Below are 23,394 nucleotides of genomic sequence, written 5' to 3'. Positions count from 1 at the left end.
CGCCGCGGCGCCCGCCCCCGCTCCCGCTCAGTACGTGTAGAAGCCCTTGCCGCTCTTGCGGCCGAGGTCACCGGCGGTGACCATGCGCTGGAGCAGCTCCGGCGGGAAGAACTTCTCGTCCGCGGTGTCCGTGTAGATGTTCTTCGCGGCGTGCAGCAGCACGTCGACGCCCGTCAGGTCGGTGGTGGCCAGCGGGCCCATGGCGTGGCCGAAGCCGAGCCGGCACGCGGTGTCCAGGTCCTCGGCCGACACGACACCCGACTCGACCAGCTTCACCGCCTCCACGACGAGGGCGGCGATCAGCCGGGTGGTGACGAAACCGGCGATGTCCCGGTTGACCACGACCACGGTCTTGCCGATCTCCTCGGCGAACGCCTTCACCGTGGCCAGCGTGGCGTCGCTGGTCTTGTAGCCCCGGACCAGCTCGCAGAGCTTCATCATCGGCACCGGCGAGAAGAAGTGGGTGCCGACCACCGACTCCGGGCGATCGGTGACCGCCGCGATCTGGGTCACCGGGATGGCCGAGGTGTTCGTGGCGAGGACGGCGTCCGCCTTGCAGATCTTGTCGAGCGCGCGGAACACCTCGTGCTTGACCTCCAGCCGCTCGAACACGGCCTCGACCACGATGTCCGCGTCGGCGGCGGCCTCCAGGTCGGTGGTCGGGGTGATCCGGCCCAGCGTCGCCTCGACGTCGTCGGCCGCGATCTTCCCCTTCTCGGCGAACTTCTCCAGCGACTTCCGGATGCCGGCGACGCCGCGGCCGGTCGCCGCGTCGTCCAGGTCCCGCAACGTCACCTGCCAGCCCGCCTGCGCCGCCACCTGGGCGATCCCGGAGCCCATCAGCCCCGCCCCGACGACCGCGAGTCGACCCGCCATCTGCTTCTCCCTCGCCTGGTTGAGTGTCTGCCAGCACCCTAGTCGGCGAGCCTGAACGATTGCTAAGCCCGGTGGCGGTCAGATGGTCAGGTCGGGCCCCTCCGGCGCGGTCCCCCGCTCCACGCTCACCCCGAGCGCCCGCAGGTCGGCCACGAAGTCCGGGTAACCACGGTCGACGTGGTGCACGTGGGAGACCTCGGTGACGCCGTCCGCGCAGAGCCCCGCGATGATCAGCCCGGCGCCGGCCCGGATGTCGGTGGCCCGCACCGGCGCCCCGGAGAGGCGGTCGCGGCCGCAGACCAGGGCGTGGTGGCCGTCGGTCTTGATGTCGGCGCCCAGCCGCATCATCTCGTTGGCGAACATGAAGCGCCCGTCGAAGATGTTCTCGGTGATCAGCGAGGCGCCGTCGCTCACCGCCGCCAGCCCGATCGCCATCGGCAGCAGGTCGGTGGCGAAACCCGGAAAGGGCAGCGTCACCACATCCACCGCGCCCGGCCGCTCGTCCATCCGAATCCGGAAGGCGTCCGCCCGGGTCTCCACCAGCCCGCCGGCCGCGACCAGCTTGTCCAGCGCGACCTGGAGGAATTCGGGGTCCACCCCGGTGACCGTCACGTCGCCGCGGGTCATCGCGGCCCCGAAGGCCCAGGTGCCGGCGACGATCCGGTCGCCCACCGTGGCGTGGCGCACCGGCCGCAGCTCGCGCACCCCTTCGATGTGCAGCGTGGACGTGCCCGCACCGGAGATCTGGGCGCCCATCTGCTGGAGCATCGTGCAGATGTCGACGATCTCCGGCTCCCGGGCCGCGTTGTCGATGACCGTGGCGCCGCGGGCCAGCACCGCCGCCATCACCAGGTTCTCGGTGGCGCCCACGCTCGGGAAGTCGAGCGTGATCTCCGCGCCGTGCAGGCCGTGCGGCGCGGACGCGATGACGAACCCGTGCTCGCCGGAGATCTCCGCACCCATCCGGGTCAGCCCGGAGATGTGCATGTCCAGGCCGCGGGACCCGATGGCGTCGCCGCCGGGGTGCGCCACCCGTACGTGGCCGAGGCGGGCCAGCAGCGGGCCGAGCACGCAGATCGACGCCCGCAGCCGGCGGACCAGGTCGTAGTCGGCCTCCGCGCCGGGCCGCTCGGGCACGTCGATGGAGACCGAGCGGGACCGGGCGACCCCGCCACCGGCGACCATGGGGTCCACCGGGTCGTCGGCGTCGAACCGGACGTCACAACCCAGCCGGCGCAGCACCTCACCCATGATCGCGATGTCGGTGATCCGGGGGACATTGGTGATCACGCTGCGTCCCGGGGCGAGCAACGCGGCGGCCATCAGCTTGAGCGCCGAGTTCTTCGCGCCGACGACGTGCACCGTGCCGGCCAGCCGGGCGCCCCCGCTCACGCGGATGACGTCGACGTCGTTGACCGCCGGATCGCCCGCGTCGCCCGGGCCGACCCCGCCCGGCCAGCCGGGGGCGGCGTCCGGCCGCACCGGAATCGTCAGGTCAGGTATCCGTAGGCTGTGCGTCATGGCCGTCCACCTCACGCGCATCTACACCAGGGCCGGCGATGCCGGCACGACCAGGCTGAGCAACAACGAGCAGGTACCGAAGACCGATCCACGGATCGTCGCGTACGCCGACGTGGACGAGTGCAACGCGGCGATCGGCGTCGCCCTCGCCCTCGGCCAACTCGACGACGAACTACGGACCGTGCTCGGGTCGATCCAGAACGACCTCTTCGACGTGGGTGCCGACCTGTCCACCCCGGTCGAGCCGGAGCCGAAGTATCCGCCGCTGCGCGTCACCGAGGAGTACGTCGAGCGCCTCGAGGGCTGGTGCGACGAGTTCAACGCGCGGCTGAGCAAGCTGGACTCCTTCATCCTCCCCGGCGGCACCCCGGGCGCGGCCCTGCTGCACGTGGCGCGGACCATCGCACGGCGGGCCGAGCGGGCCGCATGGGCGCTGGTCAGCCATGACCCGGAGCGGACCAGCACGCTCCCCGCCAAGTATCTCAACCGGCTCTCCGACCTGTTGTTCATTCTGTCGAGGTCGGCCAATCCGGCCGGAGATGTGCTATGGGTCCCGGGCGGGAACCGTTGACCACCGACACGTTGCTCCACGTCGGGGTCTGAGTACCCGCTCTGGCGGCGGCCAGACCCCGGCGGAGCCACGGGCTCAACGCCAGTGTTCGGGGCTGTCCAGCACGCCGCGCCGGCTGCGTACGCCCCGGCCCGGCCCGGGACGGCGGGGGCGCGGCCCCGGTCCGGCCGGGGCACGTCCGCGTCGCGCCGGCCCGGTACAGGACCGGGTCGCCCGGACGCGGCGGCGCGCCCGGAGCCGGTGTGCCAGGAGGACGCCGCCGACCGCGACGGCGAGCACCGCTCCGGCGGCGGCCAGCGGCCCCGTCGGCACGCCACCGGCGAGGTAACCGACCAGCACCGTCCCGGGCACCCACACGACCACCCCGATCCCGTCGAACAGGACGAACCGCCGGTACGGCAGCCCCACCGCACCGGCCACCCGGGGCACCAGGGTCCGGACGAACGCCGTCCACCGGCCCACCAGCACGGCCGGCCCGCCGCGCGTCGCCACCAGGGCCTCGGCGCGCTGCCACCGGTCCGGGCCGATCCGTCGCCCGAGCCGGGCGGCCCGCACCCGGGGCCCCAGGAGGCGCCCCTCCAGGTAGCCGAGCTGGTCGCCGGTGAACGCGGCCAGCGTGGTGACGACGAGCGCGGCGGACAGGTCCACCTCGCCCGTACGGGCCAGCAGGCCGACGGTCAGCATGGTGGTGGCCGCGGGGAGCACCAGCCCGGCGAGCAGGCCGACCTCACCGGCGAGGACGAGGGCGGCGACCAGCAGCACCACGGCGGGCGGCAGCCCGACGAGCCGGTCGGTCAGCGAGTCGAGGAACGTCACCTGACCGACTCTGCCGACGCCGCCCCGCGCCGCCCTCCTGCGGCGGGCCGGTCCGGCTCCTCCGGCTGGCCGGCCATGGTGCCGGGCCGAGCCGGGCCGGACCCCGGCCGGGCGGCCGGGCGGCGGGCGTCGTCAGCCGGTCGTCTCCGGATCGGGCACGGCGTTGAAGTCGTCGTCGACGAGGCCCAGCCGATGGGCGACCACCGCGGCCTGCACCCGGTTGCGCAGGTCCAGCTTCTCCATCGCCGCCGAGACGTGCGTCTTGACGGTCGTCACTCCGAGGTGCAGCCGGTCGCCGATCTCCGCGTTGGACAGGCCCGCGCCGAGCAGCGCCAACACCTCCCGCTCCCGAGGGGTGAGCAGCCGCAGCCCCGGGTCCCGGGGGGTCGGCCGCCGCTCGCGGTCGTGGTCGGCGATCGCCCGGTGCACGATCCGGGCCAGGACCGGCGGGGCCAGCGCGCCCGAAGGCGACCGGTGCGGCGGTGACTCCGGTGAGCATGACCAGCCGGAGCACCCCGAGACCTCCGGAGAGCACACCGGCGTTGCCCTGGACCAGCACGTCGGCGAGGGTCACGGCGTAGAACAGCGCGTAGGCCAGGGCCGTGCCGCGCCAGTCCGCCCGGTACGCGACGAACCCCAAGGCGACCGCCGCCGCCAACTGCGGGGTGTCGGTGGCGGTGGCGGTGAGCGCGTCGGCGACGACGAGCAGCGTGCACTCGCCGACCAGGACGAGCCACGGCAGCCGGCGTACGCCCACCAGGCCGAGCCCCGCGACGAGCGGAACGGCGACGGCCCAGCCCTCCCGGGGCGGACCGGGCGTGCCCAACAGGGTGCTGGCCGCCCCCAGGCCGGCCGCGACCAGCCCGAGCAGCACCTCCGGCCACCAGCCGTGTCGAACACCCGTCACCCGGCCACGATACGGATCGGTCGGTGGGGTGATGGTCCTCCCACCGGCCGTGGCCCCTCCTCCGGGTGGCCGCGGCCCGGTCCGGCGTCGAAATCCCCGGCCGGCCCGTGGCGTCGGCGCCGGACGGCTAGGCGGCCGGCCAGTCCTGGGAGGCCAGACGCGGCGAGGCCGCCCCGGGTGGGGCGGCCTCGAGCCAGGAGAGGAAGCCGGTGACCGTGGATCGCGCCATGGCGATCTCCACCGGAGCATGGTGACTGGTACAGCGGAGAATGATCCAGTCAGCGGGCATGGAGAGCCGCTCCTGCCCCTCGGGGAGCCGCCGTCGCTCGACGGCCAACCCCTTGCGGGAGAGAACCCGCTTGGGACGCAGCGCGAAGCTGAACATCCGGTACCAGCGGAGCTCGTCACCGACGAACCGGCCGAAGCCGGGCGACCAGCCCCGCCCGTCGAGCAGCGTGGAGACCCGGACGCTGAGCCGGATGATGCCACCGCTGCGGGTGACCAGGGCCCGCCGGACGAAGAGGATCAGGAGCGCGACGAGAACGACGGCTACGCCGATCCCGATCCCCTCGACGATCTCCATCGACGGGTCGGCTCAGCGGCTCTGCGCGGCGTCGACCGGGGTGGCGCTCTCGGCGAGGACGGTCACGCCCTCGGCGCTCACGGAGAGGAAGCCGCCGTCCACCTCGTAGGAGACCTGCTGGCCACCGGGGAGCTTGATGCGGACCTGGCCGGGCTCGGCGAGCTGACCGAGCAGCGGCGCGTGCCCCGGCAGCACGCCGAGCTCACCTTCGGTCGTCCGGGCGACGACCATCTCGGCCTCGCCGGACCAGACCTTCTCCTCGACGGCTACGAGCTCGACGTGAAGCTGCTGTGCCACGCTGTCTCCTTGCTGCGGCGGCGGGTTGGGCAAATTCTAGTCCCGCCGCCGCAGCGCCCCCAACGCGGGTGGCGGAGAGGTGGGCCACGCCTACTTGGTCTTGTTCACGAATTCCGGATGCTCGAGCAGGAACGGGTCGAGCTGCTCGTTGTGCAGGGCGGCGAAGAAGTCGGACACCCCGGCCTGGAACTGCTCGCCCTTGTACGTCTTGCCGTCGTAGACCCCGCCGCCGGGCAGCTTGATCATCTGGATCGCGTTCGGGCGGATGTTCTTCAGGGCGAGGCCGAAGTCGACCACGCTGTTGCCGCGACCGCTGAAGATCAGCGACTGACCGGCGGCGCGAAGCACCTTGTCCAGCTTGATCGGGTTGGTCACGACGTCGGCGCTGAACGCCTGCCCCACCATCGCCTTCACGAACTGCTGCTGGTGACGCTGCCGGCCGTAGTCGGAGTCGGGCACACCGTTCTTCGGGTAGCGCTGCCGGACGTAGTCCAGCGCCTGCCAGCCGCTCAGGTGCTGGTTGCCCTTCTTGTACACGGCCTGCGGACCGATGTAACCGCCGCCGCCCGGCTTGCCCTCGCGGTGCTTGCCGCTCGGCTCGCGGTGCTCCGAGCGCACCTCGCGCTCGATGTACATGTCGACGCCACCCATCGCGTCGACGATCTTCTGGAAGCCGGTGAAGTTGATGATCGCGCCGGCGTCGAAGCGCTTGATCCCGGTCTCGTTCTGCACGGTCTTGGAGAGCAGCTCGAAGCCGCGGGCCGCGTCCGGGTTCTTGCCGGGGATCTGACTGCCGAAGGACATCGCCGCGTTGAGCTTGGTGCGCTCGCCCCGGAAGTGGGCCGGGGGGAAGGCCGGGATGTCCACGTAGAGGTCGCGGGGCATGGAGAAGAGATAGGCGCGGTCCATCTCGGCGGGCACGTGCAGCACCATGATCGAGTCGGCCAGCGGCGGGGTCTCCGGCTTCCGCGGGTCGATGCCGACCAGCAGGATGTTGAGCGGGCCCTTGATGTCGCTCTTGCGCTCCTTGGCGCCGGCGGCCTGGTCGCCGAAGAGGTCGGCCTTGCCCACCGAGCCCTCGTAGCGGGCCAGCAGCACCTCGCTGCCGACGAGCAACCCGCCGCTGAGCATCATCAGCACCACACCGAAGGCGGTGCAGACCCGGGCCCACCGCGGCACGCCACGCCAGATGGACTTCTTCCGGCCGTTCTTGCCGGCCTTACCCACGAGCATCTCCGTTCGTCGCGCCTGCCCATGTAGACGGCCCAGGTGGTCGAAAACGTTGCACGTTTCGACGCCCTGTCCCGGCGACGGCGCGATGAACGGTACCTGAGCACGACCGGGCGCCGAGCCTGACGGATTGGGCAGCGGCGATGATAGGGCCTGAAGATGAACAAAAGAACGCCCCGGCATTGCCGGGGCGTTCTTTTGTGTCGGGCGTGGTCAGCCCTTCATCAGCTCCTGCGCCTTGCGCTCCAGGTCGTCCAGGCCGCCGCACATGAAGAAGGCCTGCTCAGGGAAGTGGTCGTACTCACCCTCGCTGATCTTCCGGAAGGCCTCGATGGTCTCCTTGATCGGGACCGTCGAACCCGGCACACCGGTGAACTGCTCCGCCGCGTAGGTGTTCTGCGACAGGAAGCGCTCGATCCGGCGGGCCCGGCCGACCGTGACCTTGTCCTCCTCGGAGAGCTCCTCGATGCCGAGGATGGCGATGATGTCCTGCAGGTCCTTGTAGCGCTGCAGGATCCGCTTCACCTCGGTGGCCACCGCGAAGTGCTCCTGGCCGACGAACTCCGGGGCGAGGATCCGGGACGAGGACGCCAGCGGGTCCACGGCCGGGTAGATGCCCTTGTCGGAGATCGACCGCTCCAGGTTGGTGGTCGCGTCGAGGTGGGCGAACGTGGTGGCCGGAGCGGGGTCGGTGTAGTCGTCCGCCGGCACGTAGATCGCCTGCATCGAGGTGATGGCCTGGCCCCGGACGGAGGTGATCCGCTCCTGGAGCTCGCCCATCTCGTCGGCCAGGGTCGGCTGGTAACCCACGGCGCTCGGCATCCGGCCGAGCAGCGTGGAGACCTCGGAACCGGCCTGCGTGAAGCGGAAGATGTTGTCGATGAAGAGCAGCACCTCCTGCTTCTTCACGTCACGGAAGTACTCCGCCATCGTCAGCGCCGAGAGGGCGACCCGGAGCCGGGTGCCCGGCGGCTCGTCCATCTGGCCGTAGACCAGCGCGGTCTTGTCGATGACGCCCGACTCGGTCATCTCCGCGATGAGGTCGTTGCCCTCACGGGTCCGCTCACCCACGCCGGCGAAGACCGACGTACCACCGAAGTTGCGGGCGACACGGGTGATCATCTCCTGGATGAGCACCGTCTTGCCGACGCCCGCGCCGCCGAACAGGCCGATCTTGCCGCCCTTGACGTACGGGGCGAGCAGGTCGATGACCTTGATGCCGGTCTCCAGCATCTCGGTCTTCGGCTCCAGGTCCGCGAAGGCCGGGGCCTTGCGGTGGATCTGCCAGTGGTCGTCGGCCTGGAGGGTCTCGCCCTCGGTCAGGTTGAGGACCTCACCGATCGCGTTGAACACGTGACCCTTGACGGCGTCACCCACCGGGACGGTGATCGGCGAGCCGGTGTCCCGCACGACCGAACCGCGGACCAGGCCGTCGGTCGGCTGCATCGAGATGGCGCGGACCACGTTGTCGCCCAGGTGCTGGGCGACCTCGAGGGTCAGCGTCTTCTCGCCGCCGGAGAGCGTCACGTCGACGTGCAGGGCGTTGAACAGGTCCGGCATGGCGTCGCGCGGGAACTCGGCGTCGACGACCGGGCCGATGACCCGGACCACGCGACCGGTGGCCGTCTTGGTCTCTACTGGGGCAGTCATCACACTTCACTTCCCGACGCGGCCAGCGCGTTCGCGCCGCCGACGATCTCGCTGATCTCCTGGGTGATCCCGGCCTGGCGGGCCGAGTTCATCTCACGCGTGTACTTCTCGATCATCTCTTCGGCGTTGTCCGTGGCCGCCTTCATGGCCCGCCGGCGGGCCGCCGACTCGCTCGCCGCCGACTCGATCAACGCCGCGTAGATCCGCGTGTTGATGTAGCGCGGCAGGAGCGCGTCGAGCAGCGCCTCCGCCTCCGGCTCGAACTCGTACGCCGGGAGCAGACCCTCGGACCGCGGACGGTCCTCGACCTGCATCGGACCGATGATCTTCGCGACCGGCGTCTGGGTCATCAGCGAGTGGAACTCGGTGTAGACGATGTGCAGCTCGTCGATCCCGAGCACCCCGTCCGCCCCGGTGCCGCCGTCGACGTCGTCCGCGCCGGCCGAGAACGCCTTGATCAGCGTCTCGCCCACCTCGCGGGCGTCCGTGAACGCCGGCTGCTCCGAGAAGCCCGTCCAGCTCGCCTCGATCGGCCGGTTGCGGAACCGGTAGTACGTCACGCCCTTGCGGCCGATGACGTACAGGACCGGGTCCTTGCCGTCCGCCCGCAGCCGGGCGATCAGCGATTCAGCCGTCCGGATCGCGTTGGTGCTGTAACCGCCAGCCAGGCCCCGGTCGGCGGTCACCAGCAGGACGCCCGCCCGCCGCACCCGCTCGCGCGGGGTCAGCAGCGGATGGTCGATCCGGGCGTTGGACGCCAGCGCGGTGAGCACGCCGGTGATGGCCTGGGCGTACGGCAGGGACGCCTCGACCCGGGCCTGGGCCTTGGCGATCCGGCTCGTCGCCACGAGCTCCATCGCCTTGGTGATCTTCTTCATCGACTTGGCGGAACGGATCCGCTGACGAAGAACGCGTACCTGGGCCGCCACGGGATCAGCTCTCGGCCGGGCGGTCGGTCGCGCCGTCGCGGAACCGGGTCACCGTCTCGCGGTTCTCGTCGCCCTCCAGCGGAGCGGCGGGCGCGTCGTTGACCTGGCGCTCGTCCTCCTTGCCGAGGAAGACCTGCTTGAACTCCGTGATGGCGGCGTCGAGCGAGGCGATGATGTCGTCGTCCCACTTGTTGTCCGCGATCCCGGCCAGGACGCCCGCGTGCTTGTGCCGCAGGTACTGGAGGAACTCGGACTCGAAGCGGCGGACCTCGCCGACCGGGACGTCGTCGAGCTTGCCCTCGGTGCCGGCCCAGACGGAGACGACCTGCTCCTGCACCGGGTACGGCGAGTAGTTCGCCTGCTTGAGCAGCTCGACCAGGCGGGAACCACGGTCCAGCTGGGCGCGGGAGGCCTTGTCCAGGTCGGAGGCGAAGGCGGCGAACGCCTCCAGCTCGCGGTACTGGGCCAGGTTGAGCCGCAGCGAACCGGCGACCTTCCGCATCGGCTTGACCTGCGCGGCGCCACCGACCCGGGAGACCGAGGTGCCGACGTTGATCGCCGGACGGACGCCCTGGTTGAACAGGTCGGTCTCCAGGAAGATCTGGCCGTCGGTGATCGAGATGACGTTGGTCGGGATGAACGCCGAGATGTCGTTCGCCTTGGTCTCGATGATCGGCAGACCGGTCATCGAACCGCCGCCCAGCTCGTCGGAGAGCTTGGCGCAGCGCTCCAGCAGGCGGGAGTGCAGGTAGAAGACGTCACCCGGGTAGGCCTCGCGGCCCGGCGGGCGACGCAGCAGCAGCGACACGGCCCGGTACGCCTCGGCCTGCTTGCTCAGGTCGTCGAAGACGATCAGGACGTGCTTGCCGCCGTACATCCAGTGCTGCCCGATGGACGAGCCGGTGTAGGGCGCCAGGTACTTGAAGCCGGCCGGGTCGGAGGCCGGGGAGGCGACGATGGTCGTGTACTCCATCGCGCCCGCCTCCTCCAGCGTCCCCTTAATGGAGGCGATGGTGGAGGCCTTCTGGCCGATCGCGACGTAGATGCAGCGGACCTGCTTCGTCGGGTCGCCGGAGCGCCAGTTGTCCCGCTGGTTGAGGATCGCGTCCAGGGCGACGGTGGTCTTGCCGGTCTTCCGGTCACCGATGATCAGCTGACGCTGGCCCCGGCCGATCGGGGTCATGGCGTCGATGGCCTTGATGCCGGTCTGCAGCGGCTCGAACACCGACTGCCGGGACATCACGTTGGGGGCCTGGAGCTCCAGCTCGCGGTAGCCCTCGTTGGCGATGTCGCCGAGGCCGTCGATGGGCTGGCCAAGCGCGTTGACCACGCGACCGAGGAAGGCGTCGCCGACCGGCACGGAGAGCACCCGCTCCGTGCGCTTGACGCGCTGCCCCTCCTCGATCCCGCTGTAGTCACCGAGGACGACGACACCGATGTCCCGGACGTCGAGGTTCAGCGCCACGCCGAGCGTGCCGTCCTCGAACTCCAGGAGCTCGTTGGTCATGGTCGAGGGCAGGCCCTCGACGTGGGCGATGCCGTCGCCGGCGTCCGCGACGGTGCCGACCTCCTCGCGGGAGACGGCGGACGAGTAGGAGGAGACGTAGCGCTCCAGGGCGCCGCGGATCTCCTCCGTCGAGATGGTCAGCTCGGCCATCCTCTGCTTCCTTATGTATCAGGGGCCCGGGATACCTAGTACCGACCGGTCCGAATGGCGTCTGTCGTTCGGGGCGCTAAGCGGCGGAGCCGGTCAGCGCTTCGCGAGCGCGTTGCGGGTCTCGTTGAGGCGGCGAAGGACGGTCCCGTCGTACAGGTCGGAGCCGACCCGCACGCTCACGCCACCCAGAACGTCGGGGTTCACCGTCTGTCGGACGGACACTTCCCGACCGTATATCGCGGAGAGGCGAGCGCCCAGCCGCTGCTCCTCCTCGTCACTCAACGGGGCGGCCACGGTCACGTACGCGACCTGCCGGTCCCGCCGATCGGCGGCCAGCTCGACCAGCCGGGTGAGCGCACCGACGAAGGAGCGCCCCCCGAAGCCGGCGAGCGCCGCCCCGACGAGGTAGCCGGTGACCGGACGGGCCTTGCCGGCGAGCAGCTCGTCGGCCAGGGCGGCCCGCTGCTGGACCGGCGCCATCGGGTCGGAGAGCGCGTTGGACAGCTCGGGCGTGCCGGAGACGACCTGCCCGAAGCGGAACAGCTCGTCCTCGACCTCGCCCAGCTCACCGGCGATGTCGGCGCCCGCCAGGACCGCCTCGATGCCCAGCCGCTCGGTGCCGTCGAGCAGCTCCGAGGGCGCGGACCAGCGGCCGGAGACCAGCGCGCCGACCAGGGCGAGGGCGTCCGCGCCGATCTTGCCGGAGAGCACGCTCTCCAGCAGGCCGGCGCGGTCCTCGCCGGAGCGGGCCGGGTCGGAGAGCGCCCGGCGCAGCCGCGGCTCCCGCCGCAGCAGGGCGGCGACGGAGAGGATGTCGTCGGCGGTGGTGGCCACCGCCGACGGCTCCGCGCCGCGGACGTACGCGTCGAGGCGCTCGGCCGCGATCTTGTACGACTCCCGGCTGGCGGCCTGCATCAGCGGGCCCCCGTGCTCTCGAGGCTGCTCAGGAACCGGTCGACGGTGCCCTTGCGACGCGCCTCGTCGGCGAGCGACTCACCGACGATCTTGCTGGCCAGGTCGACCGCGATCGTGCCGACCTCCGCGCGCAGCTCGCGCACGATGGTGGCCCGCTCGGCGGCGAGCTGGTCCTTGCCGGCCTGGATGACCCGGTCGGCCTCCTCCCGCGCCTTCGCGAGGATGTCCTGGCGGATGCCCTCGGCGTCGGCCCGGGCGTCGTCCCGGATCTTGGCGGCGTCGGTGCGCGCCTCGGCGAGCTGCGCGCGGTACTGCTCGAGCAGCTGGCCCGCCTCGGCCTGGGCGGCCTCGGCGCGCTTGATGCCGCCCTCGATGGCGTCGACCCGGGCCTGGAACGTCTGCTCCATGCGCGGGAAGACGAACTTCATCAGCACGAAGCAGAGCACGATGAAGGCGATGCCACCGACCACGATCTCCTGCCAGAGCGGGAGAATCGGGTTGTGGCCACCCTCACCACCCTCTGCGGCGAGCAGCTGGTACATGGATGACCTCCCGGTCTACAGGGACGGGATCAGGCGCCGGACCAGACGAAGCCGAACGCGACGCCCAGCAGGGCCAGCGCCTCGATGACGGCGAAGCCAATCCAGACGTACGGCAGGGTCATCCGCGACGACTCCGGCTGGCGGGCGGTCGACTGGATGTAGGCGGCGAAGACCAGGCCGACGCCGATGCCCGGGCCGATGGCCGCGAGGCCGTAGCCGATGGCGGCGGTGCTGCCCTCTACCGCGGCGAGAACGCTAGCGTCCATTGGTGTGGTTCCTCCTGGTTATCACGCGTGACTCTCACGCGGGACGACAACGGTTGGTGCGAGTGGATCAGTGTTCCTCGGCGAGCGCGCCCTGCACGTAGCTGGCGGTGAGCACCGTGAAGACGTAGGCCTGCAGGACGATCACCAGGAACTCGAGGAAGGTCAACGCGATGGTCATCAGCCAGGACACCACCGAGATCGGTGCGAGCAGCGCGTTGGCGTTGAGCATCGCGAAGCCGCCGAGCGTGAAGACCAGCAGGAGCATGTGGCCGGCGAACATGTTCGCGAAGAGACGGACGGCCAGCGAGAACGGCCGGACCAGGAAGGTCGAGAACGCCTCGATCGGGATCAGCAGCGGCAGGATGTACCAGGGCGCCGGCGGCACCAGCGCGTTCTTGAAGTACTTGACGAAGCCGTGCTGCTTGATGCCGACGTAGTTGAAGAGCACATAGCTGATCAGCGCGAGGAACGCCGGGAAGGCGATGTGCGAGTTCGGCGAGATCTGGAAGAGCGGCACGATCGCGAAGAAGTTCGTCAGCAGCACGAAGCAGAAGAGCGTCGTGAAGTACGGCGCGAACCGCACGCCCGCGTGCCCGATCATGTCGACCGCGATGTTGTTGCGGACGAAGCCGTAGATCGACTCGGCGAGCCACTGCTTCTTGGTCGGCACCAGCTTCGGGTTCCGGTAGCTCAGCAGGAAGAACAGGATCAGGATCCCGACCGCCAGCCACACCATGAACGTGATCTTGGTGAACCAGTAGTTGTTGTGGGCGCCCCACGGCACGATGCTGGGCAGGTAGAAGTCCTCCACACTGGGTGGGAAGTTGACTTCGCCCTGTGCCAGGACGTTCGACGCTCCGTTCACCGCGTCCCTTCCTATTGAGGCGTGCCGAGCTTGCGGATGACCAGGATGACTCCCCCGGCCATGCCGAGCACGATGCCGATACCGGTGGCGACACCACCGGTGTCCAACCACCGGTCGACCAGCCAGCCGATGAAACCCCACACGAGCATGCCCGCGATCAGGTAGCTGAGCGCGGTCCAGCCCTGACCGGCACCGGACGGAACGTCGCCCGGGCCGCCAGCGCTGGGGGGTTTCTGGTCACCGGCCATGACGGGGCGAACGATATCAGTCGAGTGGACGAGGCTGTGCCTCACCCCCCGCACAACCTGGTTGTGTGGGACACGGGCGGGCGAACTCGTCTGGAGGCACGGTACTCCCCTTCGGAGCGAGAGAGAATGACCGATCGGGGACACATCGGCGTGCCGTACCGACAGGTGGGACGGCGCGTCAGTCCTGGCCGGTCAGCCTCGCGTTCGCCGCGCGTGCACCGTCGTCAGCCACCAGATGTGCACGCCGGTCCACACCACGACCCCGGCGGCGATGCCCAGGCAGAGCGGGATCAGGCCGGGCCAGCCGGTCGACGCCACCGCCACCATGACCGCGCCGAGCAACGTGAACTTGGCGACGTAGAGGCCCAGGCCGAACGGCAGCACGAGCTGAGTGTCCCGGGAGTCCGCCCAGGCCAGCACCACCGTCGTGAGGGTGTAGCTGAGCGCGGTGATCCCCACCCCGACGGCGGCGCCGAGCGCCGCGTCGCCGCCGCGGGTCACCCCGCCGACCACCGCGCCGAGTGCGGCCATGACCGCCGACGCGGCGAGCAGCACCGGCAGGTGGCGCAGCCGCCAGCCCCGGTCCTCGGCCGCCGCCGCGCGGGCCGTGGGCTCAGCCACGGGGGTACGCCGGGAACGCCGCGACCAGCTCGGCCACCTCGGCCCCGATCCGGGCCAGTTCGTCGGTGCCGCCGGCCGCCGCCGGGTCGGTTCGGACCGCGCGGGCGATCAGGTCGGCCACCCGGCGCATCTCCCCCTCGCGCATGCCCTGCGTGGTGACGCTCGGCGTGCCCACCCGGATTCCGGAGGCGACCATCGGCTTCTGCGGGTCGTAGGGGATCGCGTTCTTGTTCAGCGTGATCCCGGCGGTGTCGCAGCGGGCCTCGGCGTCCGCGCCGGTCACCCCCACCTCGCGCAGGTCGATGAGGGCCAGGTGGGTGTCGGTGCCACCGGACACCGGGCGCATCCCCTCGGCGGCCAGCCCGGCCGCCACGGCCCGGGCGTTGTCGACCACCTGGGCGGCGTACGTGCGGAACTCCGGCTGGGCGGCCTCGCGCAGCGCCACCGCCTTCGCCGCCACGGCGTGCATCAGCGGGCCGCCCTGGGTGAACGGGAACACCGCCTTGTCGATCCGTTGGGCCAGCGACTCGCGGCAGAGGATCATGCCGCCGCGCGGACCGCGCAGCACCTTGTGCGTGGTGAAGCAGACGACGTCGGCGTACGGCACCGGCGACGGGATGGCCCCGCCGGCGACCAGCCCGATGAAGTGCGCGGCGTCCACCATGAGGTAGGCGTCGACCTCGTCGGCGATCTCCCGGAACCGGGCGAAGTCGATCAGCCGCGGGTAGGCGGTCGCCCCACAGATGATCATTTTCGGTCGGTGTGCCAGGGCCAGGTCGCGGACCTCGTCGTAGTCGATCAGCTCGGTGTCGGGCCGCACCGTGTACCCGACCGTGGCGAACCACTTGCCGGAGAAGTTCACCCGACTGCCGTGGGTGAGGTGGCCGCCGTGCGGCAGGTCCATCGCGAGCACCGTGTCGCCCGGCTGCACCAGGGCCGCGTACGCGGCCAGGTTGGCGCTGGCGCCGGAGTGCGGCTGGAGGTTGGCGTGCTCGGCGCCGAAGAGCTCCCGGGCGCGGGCGATGCCGATCTCCTCCGCCCGGTCCACCTCGGCGCAGCCGCCGTAGTACCGGCGCCCCGGATAGCCCTCGGCGTACTTGTTGGTCAGCGTCGAGCCGAGCGCGGCCAGCACCGCCGGCGAGGTGAGATTCTCGCTGGCGATCAGCTGCAACCCGCCGCGCAGCCGGTCGAGCTCACCGAGCACGACACCCGCGATCTCGGGGTCGGTCGCCCGGAGCTCGTCGAAATCCGGCCCCCAGAAGGTGCTCGTCACGGTGTCCACGACGAAGGAGTCTAGGCGGCCGCAGACTGGGAACCATGAGATGCCTCGTCACCGGCGCCACGGGTTACATCGGCGGACGGCTCGCGCCCCGGCTGCTGGCGGAGGGTCACCAGGTGCGCTGCCTGGCCCGGCACGCCGGCCGGTTGCGGGACGTGCCGTGGGCCGGCCAGGTCGACGTCGTCGAGGGGGACCTGCGTCGACCGGAGACCCTGCCGGCCGTCTTCGCCGACGTGGACGTCGCCTACTACCTGGTGCACTCCCTCGGCCAGGCCGGGTTCGAGAAGACCGACCGCGAGGCCGCGGAGGCCTTCGCCACCGCCGCCCGGACCGCCGGCGTACGCCGGATCGTCTACCTCGGTGGCCCGCAGCCCGCCGAGGACGGCGGGCCGGGCTCGGCGCACCTGCGGTCCCGGGCCGAGGTCGGGCGGATCCTGCTCGACAGCGGCGTGCCCACCGCCGTGCTCCGGGCCGCGGTGATCATCGGCTCCGGTTCGGCCTCGTTCGAGATGCTGCGCTACCTGACCGAGCGGCTGCCCGCCATGGTGACCCCCCGCTGGGTGCGCAACCGGATCCAGCCCATCGCGGTCCGGGACGTGCTGCGCTACCTGGTCGGCTGCGCCGACCTGGGGCCCGAGGTGAACCGCGGGTTCGACATCGGCGGCCCCGACGTGCTCACCTTCGGCGAGATGATGCAGCGGTACGCCAGGGTGGCCGGGCTGCGGCCCCGGATCATCGTGCCGGTCCGGCCGCTGAGCCCGAAGCTCTCGTCGTACTGGGTCGGGCTGGTCACCCCGGTACCGAACAAGATCGCGACTCCGCTGGTGGAGAGCCTCATCCACGAGGCGGTCGCCCACGAGCACGACATCGCCGCGTACGTGCCCGACCCGCCGCAGGGACTCACCGGCTTCGACCGCGCCGTCGAACTCGCGCTCGAAAAGGTGCGCGACGCGCAGGTGGAGACCCGCTGGTCGACCGCGAGCATCCCGGACGCGCCGGCCGAGCCCCTGCCCAGCGACCCCGCCTGGTCCGGCGGCACCGCCTACACCGACCTGCGGGAACGGGCGGTGGACGCGCCACCGGAGGCACTCTGGCGGGTGATCGAGGGGGTCGGCGGCGAGCACGGCTGGTACTCGTTCCCGCTGGCCTGGTCGGTGCGGGGCTGGCTGGACCGGCTGGTCGGCGGCGTCGGGCTGCGCCGTGGACGGCGCGACCCGCACCGGCTCCAGGTCGGCGAGGCGCTGGACTTCTGGCGGGTCGAGGAGATCGTGCCGGGCGAGTTGCTGCGGCTGCGGGCGGAGATGCGGCTGCCCGGCCGGGCCTGGTTGGAGATGCGGGCGCTGCCCACCGACGACGGACGCAGCCGCTACCTCCAGCGGGCCGTGTTCCTGCCGCGCGGGCTACCCGGGCACGCCTACTGGAAGGCGGTGGCGCCGTTCCACGCGGCCGTGTTCGGCGGGATGGCCCGCAACATCGCCCGGGGCGCCGAGCAGGAGCCGGTGGGGATCAGTTCCCGTCCCGGGCGCCGGTGACCTCGAACGCGGTCCGCTCGCTGGGCGGCACGAAGTCGCGTACCGGCTGGTCGCGCAGGGCGAACGAGAGCACCTCACCGACCGCGTCCACCAGTCGGGCCTGGACGGCCTTACCGACGAGGTCGCGCGGGTCGTCCGGGTTCGCGGCCATGGAGGCCACCGACAGCTGCGGCGTGAACGCGACGACGGTCTCCGTGGCGTACCGGTCGGAGCTGCCCGTCTTGCCGGCCACCGGCCGCCCGAGCCGCGTGCGCAGGTCGTCCGCCGTGCCGCCGTCGCAGCCCTGGTACATCGACTGGTCGCCCACCGGGCACCGGGCCGCGTCGACCGCCGCCCGGGCCACCTCGGCGTCGACCACCTGACGGCAGTCCGGTGCCCCCGCGTCCACCGGCCGACCCGACGCGTCCTTGATCGACATCACCGGCGACGGCGCGCACCAGGTGCCCTCGGCGGCCACCGTGGCGTACGCGTTGGCCAGGTCGAGCGGTGTGGTGGCCGAGACGCCCAGGGTGAACGGCCCCCAGTCCTTCGCGCCGTAGCGGGCCAGCCGGGCGTCCTCGTCGGCGCGGAACGTGATGCCGAGCCGCTCGGCCATCTCGACCACCCGGTCGGCGCCCACGCGCTCGGTCAACCACGCGAAGTACGTGTTCACCGAGAGCCCGAACGCGGTCCACATGTCCTGCCGGCCGTCCATCGACGCCGAGGCGTTCTCCGGGCACCACCGGCCGCCGCAGCTCGCCGCCCCGGTCACCGGGAAGCGGGTGACCAGCCGGCCGGGCGCGTCGTAGACGGTCCGCAGCGGCAGACCCGACTCCAGCGCGGCGAGCATGGTGAACAGCTTGAACGTCGACCCGCCCTGGTAGCCGCTGATCGCACCGCCGCCGGCCACCAGTTGGTTGACGGTGTTGGGGCGGTTCTTCTGCCCGGCCGGGTTGTCGTCCACGCTGTAGGTGCGGTTGACCGCCATGGCCAGCACTCGCCCCGTGCCCGGCTGGACGACCGCGGTCGGCGCCGCCCGGCGGTCCGTCACCGGGTAGACCCGCAGCACCTGCTCGACGGTGGCCCGCTGCACGGCCGGGTCGAGCGACGAGACGACCGAGTAACCGCCCCGGCGCAGGGACAGCGACCGCTCCTCGGCGGAGGATCCGAACGCCGACTGCGTACGCCACCAGCGGGTGAACCAGTCGCAGAAGAAGCCCCAGTCGTTGTGCGCCTCCGGCACGGCGGTGCAGTCGTTCGGGGTCTCGCTCGGGCGCAGGCCCAACGGCTCGGCCTTGGCCCGCGCGGCCTCGTCGGGCGGGACCTGCCCGGTCTCCACCAGCTGGTCCAGCACGTACGCCCGGCGACTCAGGGCGGCGTCCGCGTCGCCGTTGATCGGGTCGTCGGTGTGCGGGGAGCGCACCAGCCCGGCGAGCAGCGCCGACTGGGCCATGGTCAGGTCGGCCGGGGCGGTGGAGAAGTAGCGTTTGCTCGCCGCGGCGATCCCGTACGCCCCGGCGCCGAAGTAGGCGATGTTCAGGTAGCGGGCGAGGATCTCCTCCTTGCTCAGCTCGCGCTCCAGGGCGAGCGCGTACCGCATCTCCTGGACCTTGCGGGCGGTCGTCACCTCGGTGGCCGCCTGCCGCTGCCGCTCGGTGAGCCGTGGGTCGCTGCTGAGCACGTTGCGGACGTACTGCATGGTCAGCGTCGAGGCGCCCTGGCGGGTCTGGCCGTCGCGCTGGTTGACCGTGAACGCCCGCGCCACCCCGCGCAGGTCGACGCCGCTGTGCTGGTAGAAGCGCACGTCCTCGGCGGCGATGATCGCCTGCCGCATCACCGGCGCCACCTCCGGCAACGGCACGTCCACCCGGTCCTCCTGGTAGAAGGACGTGATCAGGGTGGTCCCGTCGTTGGCGTAGAGGTTGGTGCGCTGGGCCGTGGGCGGTGTACGCAGCGTGTTGGGCAGCTCCGAGTAGGGCGTGGAGAGCGCGCTGAAGCCGATCCCGAAGACCAGCGCGACCGGCAGGGCGGCCATGGCCAGTACCAGTCCGGCCAGCACGCCGGCGATCAGCACGGTCACCACTTTGTCGAGTCGGGCCCGGATCATCAGCTCTCCCCGCAGGAGCCGGTCACGCTTGGACCCGTTCAGAATGACCCGGAAGGTCCCAATCTCCCCCGGTTTTCACCAAACCCGGAGGAATTTCGCGAGGCGGTCACTCCGGGGCGGGACGAGCCACCGGTCGCTCAGGGCAGGAGGACAGCCGCGAGCGGCTGAACGGTCTCCTCGATCTCGTCCGCCACCCGGCTGAAGCACTGGTCGCCGCGACCCCACGGATCGTCCAGGTCGTCGGTGGAGAGCGCCCCCGCGCCCCGCCGGGACCCGTGCGCGGCCGCCACGAGCGCCACGCCCCGCGCGTACACGGCCTCCGGCGTCGCCTCGGCGGGCGGCAGCCCGGCCGCGTCCACCGTGCCCAGCAGCCGGCCGAACTCACCCAGGACGAAGGTGCGCCCGGCCGCGTCGGGGCGCAGCGCCAGCACGTACTCGTGCTGGTCGGCCGTGGCGGTGAGGATCAGGTCGGCGGCGTCGATGTGGTCGGAGCGGAGCTTGCGGGCGGCGAACCCCTCGACGTCACCGCCCCGGGTGACCACCTGCCGCGCCGCCGGGGGGTTCATCTCCTCGCCCGCGTGCCAGCCGCCGGTGCCCGCGCTGTGGCTGTGCAGCAGCTCGTCGACGCCGGCCGGGTCCACGCCACGCCGCACCAGCCGGTCCCGCACGGCCAGCGCCAACAGCCGCTCGGCCATCGGCGACCGGCAGATGTTCCCCATGCAGACGTGCAGGACGGTGAACGGCGGCACTAGGCCCCCTCGACGATGTCCGGCACCACGTCGCGGAGCTTCTCCAACGGAATCGCGCCCTGGCGCAGCACCTGCGGCACCTCGCCGGTGAGGTCGACGATCGTGCTCGGCACCGGGTCCGGGCAGGGGCCCGCCTCCAGATAGGCGCGGACGGAGTAGCCGAGCTGGTCGCGCGCCTCCTCGGCGGTGACCGCGGCCGGCTGGCCCGTCTTGTTGGCCGAGGAGACCGCCATCGGCCCGGTCTCCCGCAGCACCTCCAGCGCCACCGGGTGCAGCGGCATCCGCACCGCCACCGTCCCGGTCTTGTCGCCCAGGTCCCACTGCAGGCTCGGCGAGTGCTCGACCACGATCGTCAGCGCGCCGGGCCAGAAGGCCTCGACCAGGTCGCGGGCGGCCCGGGGCAGCGAGAAGACCAGGCCGTCGAGGGTGTTCCGCGACCCGATCAGCACCGGCGGCGGCATCTGCCGGCCCCGGCCCTTGGCGTCCAACAGGGCCTTCACCGCGTACGGGGTGAAGGCGTCGGCGCCGATGCCGTAAACCGTGTCCGTCGGCAGGACGACCAGTTCGCCGTTCTTGACCGCCTCGATCGCCGCGGCGATGCCGCGGTCCCGATCGGCGGGCGACCGGCAGTCGTAGAGCATCACGAGGAGCCAGTCTGCCACGCCCGGCCGGAGTCGGGGCGACGGCCGTCCGACCTGCGGGACGCGGTGGCGAATCGGGCCCGGCCGGTCAGGTCCGGGTGGTCGACGACGTCGGTGAACCGGCCGTCGGCCACGAGCAGCGCGGGCACGTCCGCGCCGTGCGTGTCGTCGTGCTCGATGCCGAGGGCCCCGCCGGGGCGCAGCAGCGCCGCCGCGCGCGCGATCACCGGACGGATCACCGTGAGCCCGTCCACGCCGCCGAAGACCGCCTCCGCCGGATCGTGCCCGGCGACCTCCGGGGGAACCACCGTGTCGGCCGGCACGTACGGCGGGTTGCAGAGCAGCACGTCCACCTGCCCGACGAGGTCCGCCAGCAGGTCCGGGGCGGTGACGTCCGCCTCGACCACCTCGACCGGCCGGTCCCCCGCGGCGACCCGGTCCGCCGCGTTGCGGCGCAGCCAGTCCAGCGCCTCCGGGGACCGCTCCACCGCCACCACCCGCGCCGCCGGCAGCTCCTGCGCCACCGCGAGCGCGATCGCACCCGAACCGCTGCACAGGTCCACGACCAGCGGGCCCGGCGGCGCGGCTCGGCGAGCCCACTCGATGCCCCAGCCGGCGAGCAGTTCGGTCTCCGGCCGCGGCACGAACACGCCCGGGCCCACCGCCAGCTCCAGGTGCCGGAACGCCGCACTGCCGGTCAGGTGCTGCAACGGCTCCCGCGCCACCCGCCGACCGACCAGGGCGTCCAACGCGGCCAGCTGGTCCGGGTCGAACCCGTCGGCCAGGGCCAGCCGGCCCCGCGGCACCGCCAGGACGTACGCGGCCAACTGCTCGGCCTCCGCGCGGGCCGCCTCCACGCCGGCGTCGGCCAGTGCGCGTGCGGCTCTGGCCACCGCCACCGAGGGCCGGTACCGTTTCGACCCTTCGGAGGGGTGTTGCGGCTCGATGGTCACGACATAATCATGAAGCGTCGCGGGTCACGTCACGAGCCGGTGCGTCCAGGCGCACACCGACAGGAGGTCGCTGGTGGGTTGGCTCGACCGGGTCGAAGACCAGGTTGACGCGCTGACGCAGGCACGGGCGTTGCAGGAGGCCAGCCGGAGCGCCGAGGGCTACGCGGTGCTGGAGCGCGTGCTCCGCACCACCACCGATCCGCGCACCCGCGCCGACGCCCTCGTGCAGCGCCTCTCCGCTCTGATCAATCTCGGGCGCACCGCCGAGTTCACCAGGGCGATCGAGGAGGCGTCGGCGGCCGTCCGCGACCTCGCCGAGCCCTACCTGCACGGCCACCTCAACGCGCTCGCCGCGCTCGCCGCCCACCACCAGGGCGCGCTGGACCGCTGCGTCACCCACCTCGTCCGGGCCGCCCGGGCGCTCGGCGCGGTGGAGGAGCCGGACCGGGACACCGCGTGGGGCTGGCACGACCTCGCCATGGCCTACTCCTACCTCAGTTTCCACGGCTACGCCCTCGGCGCGATCGAACGCGCCCGCCAGCTCGGCCTGGCCGCCGGCATCCCCGAGGAGACCTTCGCGGCGCCCGGCATCCGGCTGCGCAACGCCGTCGCGCTCGACCACAACGGGGACAGCGACGGCTGCCTGCGGGTGCTCCGCGACGTGGCCGCCGACCTGGGCCGGTTCCTGCGCAGCGGGCGGGCCGGCCAGCTGCGCCCGAGCAGCCTCGCCGCGTACGGCTACGCGGCCGCCCGGCGCGCCGCCCTGGGCGACGAGATCGAGCCCGGCAGCGACACCGACCCGGCCCGGCTGCTCGCCCACGGCGGTGACAGCGCCCGCGCTCGGGACATGCGCGACCTCGGGCAGGTGTGCCTCGCCATCGCCGCCGGCCGGCCGATCGAGGCGGTGACCCGGCTGGACTCCGTCCACGTCTCCAACGAGACGCTGGGTGCGGCCGAGCCGGCCCGGCTGCGCAGCATCGCGCTCGCCCGCGCCGGTGACCACGCCGCCGCGCACCGGGTGGACCGGCTGGCGTTCCGGCTCGCGGCGCAGCGCAACGACCGCCTCCGGGACGTCTACATCGACGGCATCGCCGCGCGGATCGACCACGAGGAGATGCGCCGGGAGGCGGCGCGCTACGAGGGTGAGGCGTTGACCGACCCGCTGACCGGGCTGCCCAACCGGCGCCGGCTGGAGCGCTACATCGCCGCCGTGGTGTCGCGGGGCGAACGCGTGGTGATCGGCGTCTGCGACCTGGACGGCTTCAAGGCGGTGAACACCCGGCACGGCCACCACTCCGGCGACCTGGTGCTCCAGCGGATCGCCGGGGTGATCAACCGGGTGATGCGCCGGGGCGACTTCGTGGCCCGCTACGGCGGGGACGAGTTCGTCGTGGTGCTGCCCGACGCCGGCATGGCCGAGGCGGCCGAGGTCGCCCGGCGGATCGGCGCGGCGGTGGCCGGTGAGGACTGGGAGGCGCTGGTGCCGGGCACCCCGGTCGGGGTGAGCATCGGCTTCGCCGAGGTCGCCGGCACCGGGTCGGCGCTCCGCGACGCGCTCAGCACCGCCTTCGAGGTCGCCGACCGCGAGATGCTCCGCGCCAAGTCCCGCCCCCGCGCGTCCTGACCCGGGCCACGTCCGTCCGCGTGGGCGGTGGGCCGG

General features: G+C 72.1%; 24 protein-coding genes. 3 read left to right on the top strand and 21 right to left on the bottom strand.

Annotated features, from left to right (window positions below; translation table 11 throughout):
• Positions 1 to 27: 27 nt before the first annotated feature.
• Both GA0070620_RS27340 and murA read right to left on the bottom strand, forming a co-directional pair.
• The gene (locus tag GA0070620_RS27340; protein WP_091595558.1) at positions 28 to 876 is read right to left on the bottom strand and encodes a 3-hydroxyacyl-CoA dehydrogenase family protein; all 849 of its coding nucleotides are present in this window, start codon (positions 874 to 876) and stop codon (positions 28 to 30) included.
• 78 nt (positions 877 to 954) lie between these two features.
• Positions 955 to 2,397: a UDP-N-acetylglucosamine 1-carboxyvinyltransferase gene (murA, locus tag GA0070620_RS27335; RefSeq protein ID WP_091595556.1), complete on the bottom strand. Its 1,443-nt coding sequence runs from the start codon at positions 2,395 to 2,397 to the stop codon at positions 955 to 957.
• Here murA and GA0070620_RS27330 point away from each other — a divergent pair.
• Positions 2,396 to 2,968, top strand: a complete 573-nt coding sequence (locus tag GA0070620_RS27330) for a cob(I)yrinic acid a,c-diamide adenosyltransferase (RefSeq protein WP_091595554.1) — start codon at positions 2,396 to 2,398, stop codon at positions 2,966 to 2,968. The genes murA and GA0070620_RS27330 overlap by 2 nt on opposite strands.
• A 75-nt stretch (positions 2,969 to 3,043) precedes the next feature.
• Here GA0070620_RS27330 and GA0070620_RS27325 read toward each other — a convergent pair whose 3' ends face one another.
• The 15 genes from GA0070620_RS27325 to GA0070620_RS27255 form a co-directional block, all read right to left on the bottom strand.
• Positions 3,044 to 3,784 (bottom strand): DedA family protein, encoded by a 741-nt coding sequence (locus GA0070620_RS27325; RefSeq protein ID WP_091595552.1) that lies wholly within the window; start codon positions 3,782 to 3,784, stop codon positions 3,044 to 3,046.
• 132 nt (positions 3,785 to 3,916) lie between these two features.
• On the bottom strand, positions 3,917 to 4,213 hold the full coding sequence (locus tag GA0070620_RS33825; protein WP_377519956.1) for a response regulator transcription factor: 297 nt from the start codon (positions 4,211 to 4,213) through the stop codon (positions 3,917 to 3,919).
• Between the two features lie 605 nt (positions 4,214 to 4,818).
• Complete coding sequence (locus tag GA0070620_RS27315; RefSeq protein WP_091595548.1) at positions 4,819 to 5,274, bottom strand: DUF2550 domain-containing protein; 456 nt, start codon at positions 5,272 to 5,274, stop codon at positions 4,819 to 4,821.
• Between the two features lie 12 nt (positions 5,275 to 5,286).
• Positions 5,287 to 5,571, bottom strand: coding sequence for a F0F1 ATP synthase subunit epsilon (locus tag GA0070620_RS27310; RefSeq protein ID WP_091595546.1), 285 nt, complete (start codon positions 5,569 to 5,571; stop codon positions 5,287 to 5,289).
• Between the two features lie 90 nt (positions 5,572 to 5,661).
• Entirely contained in the window at positions 5,662 to 6,804 is a 1,143-nt protein-coding gene (locus GA0070620_RS27305) for an LCP family protein (RefSeq protein ID WP_091595544.1), read from the bottom strand.
• Positions 6,805 to 7,014: 210 nt separating this feature from the next.
• A complete protein-coding gene (gene atpD, locus GA0070620_RS27300; RefSeq protein WP_091595542.1) occupies positions 7,015 to 8,451 on the bottom strand; it encodes a F0F1 ATP synthase subunit beta in 1,437 nt (478 codons plus the stop codon).
• Positions 8,451 to 9,380, bottom strand: coding sequence for a F0F1 ATP synthase subunit gamma (locus GA0070620_RS27295; protein WP_091595540.1), 930 nt, complete (start codon positions 9,378 to 9,380; stop codon positions 8,451 to 8,453). Before GA0070620_RS27295 ends, atpD begins: the two co-directional genes overlap by 1 nt.
• 4 nt (positions 9,381 to 9,384) lie before the next feature.
• Positions 9,385 to 11,037: a F0F1 ATP synthase subunit alpha gene (gene atpA, locus GA0070620_RS27290; protein WP_091595538.1), complete on the bottom strand. Its 1,653-nt coding sequence runs from the start codon at positions 11,035 to 11,037 to the stop codon at positions 9,385 to 9,387.
• Positions 11,038 to 11,130: 93 nt separating this feature from the next.
• Entirely contained in the window at positions 11,131 to 11,952 is an 822-nt protein-coding gene (locus GA0070620_RS27285) for a F0F1 ATP synthase subunit delta (RefSeq protein ID WP_091595536.1), read from the bottom strand.
• Positions 11,952 to 12,494, bottom strand: a complete 543-nt coding sequence (locus GA0070620_RS27280) for a F0F1 ATP synthase subunit B (RefSeq protein WP_091595534.1) — start codon at positions 12,492 to 12,494, stop codon at positions 11,952 to 11,954. Before GA0070620_RS27280 ends, GA0070620_RS27285 begins: the two co-directional genes overlap by 1 nt.
• Positions 12,495 to 12,523: 29 nt before the next feature.
• Positions 12,524 to 12,760 (bottom strand): ATP synthase F0 subunit C, encoded by a 237-nt coding sequence (locus tag GA0070620_RS27275; protein ID WP_091595532.1) that lies wholly within the window; start codon positions 12,758 to 12,760, stop codon positions 12,524 to 12,526.
• 67 nt (positions 12,761 to 12,827) lie between these two features.
• Entirely contained in the window at positions 12,828 to 13,625 is a 798-nt protein-coding gene (atpB, locus tag GA0070620_RS27270) for a F0F1 ATP synthase subunit A (protein ID WP_091595530.1), read from the bottom strand.
• An 11-nt stretch (positions 13,626 to 13,636) separates the two neighbouring features.
• Positions 13,637 to 13,873 (bottom strand): AtpZ/AtpI family protein, encoded by a 237-nt coding sequence (locus tag GA0070620_RS27265; protein WP_091595528.1) that lies wholly within the window; start codon positions 13,871 to 13,873, stop codon positions 13,637 to 13,639.
• Between the two features lie 192 nt (positions 13,874 to 14,065).
• On the bottom strand, positions 14,066 to 14,494 hold the full coding sequence (locus GA0070620_RS27260; protein WP_091595526.1) for a hypothetical protein: 429 nt from the start codon (positions 14,492 to 14,494) through the stop codon (positions 14,066 to 14,068).
• Positions 14,487 to 15,776, bottom strand: coding sequence for a serine hydroxymethyltransferase (locus tag GA0070620_RS27255; RefSeq protein ID WP_197677483.1), 1,290 nt, complete (start codon positions 15,774 to 15,776; stop codon positions 14,487 to 14,489). The genes GA0070620_RS27260 and GA0070620_RS27255 overlap by 8 nt, the downstream gene beginning before the upstream one ends.
• A gap of 35 nt (positions 15,777 to 15,811) precedes the next feature.
• Here GA0070620_RS27255 and GA0070620_RS27250 point away from each other — a divergent pair, with 35 nt between their 5' ends.
• Positions 15,812 to 17,305: an SDR family oxidoreductase gene (locus GA0070620_RS27250; RefSeq protein WP_091595524.1), complete on the top strand. Its 1,494-nt coding sequence runs from the start codon at positions 15,812 to 15,814 to the stop codon at positions 17,303 to 17,305.
• On the opposite strand, the gene GA0070620_RS27245 is transcribed toward GA0070620_RS27250, so the two are convergent.
• From GA0070620_RS27245 to prmC, 4 genes are all read right to left on the bottom strand, one after another.
• Positions 17,280 to 19,391 (bottom strand): transglycosylase domain-containing protein, encoded by a 2,112-nt coding sequence (locus GA0070620_RS27245; RefSeq protein ID WP_091595522.1) that lies wholly within the window; start codon positions 19,389 to 19,391, stop codon positions 17,280 to 17,282. The two genes, GA0070620_RS27250 and GA0070620_RS27245, sit on opposite strands and share 26 nt — an antisense overlap.
• A gap of 137 nt (positions 19,392 to 19,528) precedes the next feature.
• Positions 19,529 to 20,140, bottom strand: coding sequence for an arsenate reductase/protein-tyrosine-phosphatase family protein (locus GA0070620_RS27240; protein WP_091595520.1), 612 nt, complete (start codon positions 20,138 to 20,140; stop codon positions 19,529 to 19,531).
• The gene (locus GA0070620_RS27235; RefSeq protein WP_377519962.1) at positions 20,140 to 20,802 is read right to left on the bottom strand and encodes an L-threonylcarbamoyladenylate synthase; all 663 of its coding nucleotides are present in this window, start codon (positions 20,800 to 20,802) and stop codon (positions 20,140 to 20,142) included. Before GA0070620_RS27235 ends, GA0070620_RS27240 begins: the two co-directional genes overlap by 1 nt.
• Positions 20,781 to 21,674 (bottom strand): peptide chain release factor N(5)-glutamine methyltransferase, encoded by an 894-nt coding sequence (gene prmC / locus GA0070620_RS27230; protein WP_377520123.1) that lies wholly within the window; start codon positions 21,672 to 21,674, stop codon positions 20,781 to 20,783. Before prmC ends, GA0070620_RS27235 begins: the two co-directional genes overlap by 22 nt.
• A gap of 133 nt (positions 21,675 to 21,807) precedes the next feature.
• Between prmC and GA0070620_RS27225 the strand changes: the two genes are divergently transcribed.
• Positions 21,808 to 23,358, top strand: a complete 1,551-nt coding sequence (locus GA0070620_RS27225) for a GGDEF domain-containing protein (protein ID WP_091595516.1) — start codon at positions 21,808 to 21,810, stop codon at positions 23,356 to 23,358.
• Positions 23,359 to 23,394: the final 36 nt, after the last annotated feature.

This window comes from Micromonospora krabiensis (assembly GCF_900091425.1).
GTDB lineage: Bacteria > Actinomycetota > Actinomycetes > Mycobacteriales > Micromonosporaceae > Micromonospora > Micromonospora krabiensis.
The sequence above is the reverse complement of the archived record's forward strand: the minus strand, read 5'-3'. Positions and strand labels throughout refer to the sequence as shown.